The sequence below is a fragment of the Streptomyces sp. A1136 genome (genome assembly GCF_004795055.1).
GTDB lineage: Bacteria > Actinomycetota > Actinomycetes > Streptomycetales > Streptomycetaceae > Streptomyces.
Map to the genome: position 1 here is coordinate 1 of NZ_SSBJ01000163.1, position 695 is coordinate 695.

Here is a 695-nt window from a genome sequence, read left to right on the forward strand (position 1 = left end):
GTTGAAGTAGCCGCCCGCGTTGTGCGTCCACATCTTCAACGTGCCAGAGGAGTCCCGGGCGACGATGTCCGCCTGCCCGTCCCCGTTGAAGTCCGCCGCCGTCGTCTGCGTGAACACCGCGGACGGCAGGTTGTCCTCCGGGTACGGGTTGGCCTTGTCGGTCGCCAGGTCGGTCCCCGGAGCGCAGGTCCAGGCATCGGGGCCCTGGTCCTTGAGGATCTTCTCGGCGATGAGGATCTGCTGCTTCTTGGTCGCGAGGTCGGGGCGGGCGGCGTACTGGGTCCCGCCGTAGTGCTGCCAGTTCTCCAGGGTTATCTGGAGCCCGCCGTAGAAGCCGTTTCCGGTGTTGATGCTCCAGTCGTCGGTGCTTTCGCAGTGGGCGACCTTGTCCCATGTGCTGACCGAGGCCGCGTGGGCGGTTCTGGTGGTGAGGGCGAGGCCGAGGAGAAGGGAGCAGGCGGCGGCGGTAACGGCGACACTTCCGGGGCGGGCGAGGCGGTGGGCTATGGCCATGACGAAGCGGACCTTCCGGGCTGGGGTTGGTGAGAGGCTCTGTGCTCGGGACGGTGGGGCGTCTGCCGCCCGGGTGGGTCCGGGCGGCAGACGGAAGGGGGTTACCAGCCGGAGCTGAGCTTGTTGGCCGCACCGAAGGTGGTGTCACCGCGGCCGGCCCAGATGTCCAGGTCACCGGTGCT

Annotated in this window: 1 protein-coding gene; it reads right to left on the reverse strand. The window is 68.5% G+C overall.

Going from position 1 to position 695, the window contains the following annotated elements:
- Positions 1-513: transglycosylase family protein (locus E6R62_RS37845; RefSeq protein WP_168714314.1), on the reverse strand; the 513-nt coding region annotated here is incomplete at its 3' end.
- Positions 514-695 lie beyond the last annotated feature (182 nt).